Below are 2,570 nucleotides of genomic sequence, written 5' to 3'. Positions count from 1 at the left end.
GATCATCGCAATGTCATTAAGGCTGTCGCCCATCGCCATCACATTCTCCATTGTAAAGCCGAGTTTTTCCGTAACCTTGGCAAGGGCTGCAGCTTTGTTGATGCCAAGCGCGTTGACTTCAATGTTTGTCGGACTTGAATTTGTGATTTCGAGCTCTTTGTTTTTTCTCAGCTCCTCAAGCACTTCGTTTCGGATATCGTCATCCTCGATGTCAAAGCCGAATTTGAGCCATTCATGATCCGTAATGTTTTCCGGAAACTCGCCTCTCCATACTTTATTCACCGTAGAAGCCCAGAAATTAGTGTTGTGCTTATTCCGCAAATCCCACATCATTTGAATATGGTCCGTATGAAGCAGCTTCCGTTCCACCAAATTAAAATTCGAATCCCAAATTTAACTGCCGTTTGCCGTGATTAGAAAGGATGACAGCTTTAGCGATTCCGCCAGCTCCCGGCACGTCATCAGCGTCCGGCCCGTGCTGATCACCACATACACACCTTTATCCTCCGCTTCACGAATGGCTTTGCGGTTTTCATCCGAGATCAGCTGCTCGTCGTTCAGCAGTGTACCATCCATATCAATTGCGATCAGCTTGATATCTACATCTTCTCTTTGAACAGACATATATGTACCTCTCTTTATCTTTTTGTTGTGCTTCTCTCTATTCTAATACATTATACCCAGCGGGACAAAAAAGCGATTTCCTATGTTTGAGGAGAATGGATAAGAGGAAAACAAACGGTGAGGTGATCAAACATGACAGAAAAAAAACAGCAAAACAAACCAAATGAAAACCCCGAGCACAACGACTTAACCGATCCGATTCCTAATGAAGAGCTGAAGGAAAATATGAATGATGAAAAACACAAACGCCAGCAAAGAGATAACTCTCAAAGCGAACGGGATTACGACACAAAATAGAACCCCTCACAAAATGTGGGACTGACCCCATAAGATGAGACAAATAAAAACACCTTCAAGTTTGAATACGGATGATTGTTATCCGAAATTAGACTTGGAGGTGTTTTTTCTATGGGGACAAGAGTGAGTTATCCGGTTGAAGTGAAACAGAAGGCTGTAGAAATGAGATTGGCAGGCGTACCTATGAAAGAGATCATGCAGGAGTTGAATATCAAAAATAATACGCAGATTAAGACATGGGTCAGATGGTATAAGGCTGGTGATACACATCGATTTGAACAGCCTGTTGGTAAGCAATACACTTATGGAAAAGGTCCGGAGTATTCTTCCGAATTAGAGAAACTGCAGGCAGAGAATCGATATCTGAGACAACAGAATGAAGTGTTAAAAAAGTACAACGAATTGGAAAGGAAGTTGATAGCCAAACGTCAGTCGAACTTGTAGAAGAATTGCACAGCACAATGACCGTGCAGGATATCTGTATTCATTTAGGTATCTCTCGCTCGTCTTATTATCGTTGGAAGAAGAATCTGAAGAAAGATCATCCCAAGCGCCATTTAGAAAAACAAATCGGCACGTTGTGCCGAGAGCACCAGTATCGATATGGATATCGAAAAATCACAGCTATATTAAAAAAGAGAATGTGTATTAACCATAAAACGGTTCAGCGTATTATGCAGAAAAATCAGTGGCAGTGCCGGGTTAAGGTGAAAAAGCGCAAGAAGAATGGGCAGCCATATGCCGTGGTCGACAATATATTAGATCGGAACTTTCAGTCTGATCATCCTCTTGAAAAACTAGTAACAGACATCACGTATTTGCCTTATGGACAGAAACAATTGTACCTTTCCAGTATATTGGATGTATATAATGGAGAAGTGATTGCTTTTACGATTGGAGATAAGCAGGACACAGACTTTGTCTTACACACACTTGATCAACTGCCAACACTGCCTGAGAACTGCGTGTTACATAGTGACCAAGGATCTGTGTATACATCTTACGAGTATCAGAAAGCTGTTAAAACAAAAGGCATTACCATGAGCATGTCCCGCAAAGGGACACCCGCTGATAATGCCTCCATCGAATCGTTTCATTCCTCACTAAAGTCTGAAACGTTCTATCTTAACAGCATTGATCGAACCACGACCGCCATCGTAGAACGCACTGTCATAGAATACATTCATTATTATAACAATATTCGTATTCAAACGAAACTAAACAACCAATCACCGATAAATTATCGGCAATTGGCTGTTTAAAAGGTGTTTTGATCCCTGTCTCAAAAACGGGGGTCAGTCCCATCAGGTGAGGCTTTTTATATGATCGTCGTCTTTTAGGTATCTCATTTATAATAGAGGTGTTTGAATAATGGCTAAAGTTTTAGATGATTCGAATTTAACCATACAAGAAAAAATGATTAAAGTACTAACAGAATATCATAAAGCTAAAAGAGAGATGTTTAAAGACCATCCTTTAGGGACACTTGTTCGCCATAAGATAAAGGAGTCTCTTTTTAAAGACGCCGAATTGGATCGAAAAATTTATCATATAGTAGGTTCGGTAGGACAAGGTAGATGGGCTGAGGTTCCATGGATCTCTGTCTTTATTAAGAACTTAACGATTTCAGCCACAAGAGGGTACTATAT

The 2,570-nt window shown here is 40.7% G+C and carries 5 protein-coding genes; 3 read left to right on the top strand and 2 right to left on the bottom strand.

Features of this window, described 5'->3' with window-relative positions; genetic code table 11:
* A partial coding sequence (locus ACWFR1_RS40145; RefSeq protein ID WP_453560999.1) for an HAD hydrolase family protein occupies nt 1–369 on the bottom strand: 369 nt, incomplete at its 3' end.
* A gap of 24 nt (nt 370–393) precedes the next feature.
* The gene (locus ACWFR1_RS40140; RefSeq protein ID WP_453560996.1) at nt 394–624 is read right to left on the bottom strand and encodes an HAD-IIB family hydrolase; all 231 of its coding nucleotides are present in this window, start codon (nt 622–624) and stop codon (nt 394–396) included.
* A 132-nt stretch (nt 625–756) separates the two neighbouring features.
* Here ACWFR1_RS40140 and ACWFR1_RS40135 point away from each other — a divergent pair, with 132 nt between their 5' ends.
* From ACWFR1_RS40135 to ACWFR1_RS40125, 3 genes are all read left to right on the top strand, one after another.
* Nucleotides 757–921, top strand: coding sequence for a hypothetical protein (locus tag ACWFR1_RS40135; RefSeq protein ID WP_003234425.1), 165 nt, complete (start codon nt 757–759; stop codon nt 919–921).
* A 111-nt stretch (nt 922–1,032) separates the two neighbouring features.
* A protein-coding gene (locus ACWFR1_RS40130) for an IS3 family transposase (protein ID WP_087614160.1) occupies nt 1,033–2,183 on the top strand; the annotation gives its coding sequence in 2 pieces (ribosomal slippage) (nt 1,033–1,306 and nt 1,306–2,183; 1,152 coding nt in all).
* A 109-nt stretch (nt 2,184–2,292) separates the two neighbouring features.
* Nucleotides 2,293–2,570 (top strand): MrcB family domain-containing protein (locus tag ACWFR1_RS40125; protein ID WP_453560968.1); only part of this gene is annotated, 278 nt, incomplete at its 3' end.

It is taken from the genome of Streptomyces sp. NPDC055103, assembly GCF_053607625.1.
Note: the sequence above shows the minus strand (reverse complement) of the source record. Positions and strands in the feature narration are given on the sequence as shown.

Bases quoted from the DNA above. Each gene is read 5' to 3' on its own strand.
- ACWFR1_RS40140 (WP_453560996.1), bottom strand. From the start codon at position 624: ATGTCTGTTCAAAGAGAAGATGTAGATATCAAGCTGATCGCAATTGAT.
- ACWFR1_RS40135 (WP_003234425.1), top strand. From the start codon at position 757: ATGACAGAAAAAAAACAGCAAAACAAACCAAATGAAAACCCCGAGCAC.